The 282-nt window shown below is 47.2% G+C and carries 1 protein-coding gene; it reads left to right on the top strand.

Annotated features, from left to right (window positions below; genetic code table 11):
- Nucleotides 1–135: 135 nt before the first annotated feature.
- Nucleotides 136–282 (top strand): DUF262 domain-containing protein (locus AC0I8G_RS25880; RefSeq protein ID WP_471732506.1); only part of this gene is annotated, 147 nt, incomplete at its 3' end.

A 282-nucleotide genomic window follows, 5' to 3' on the forward strand; every position in this document is an offset into this window, starting at 1 on the left:
GAAGCAGAGTGAGATGATAATCTCGGTTAACCCGTCAATAAATGGAATTAACAGATGCTTACCGCAGAGATACTGAACGCTCAACGCCTAGTCCGAACTGACGCTTACCAAATGTCGATTGGTGAAATCGTCAGCATGTATGACGAGCGGGAGATCATCATCGATCCAGACTTTCAGCGGCTCTTCCGATGGGACATCGGGCAAAAGTCAAAGCTGATCGAATCATTGTTGCTCGGAATACCCCTCCCATCTATCTTCGTATTTGAGAGAGATGATGGAGCG

Source organism: Kineococcus sp. AC630, assembly GCF_979255925.1.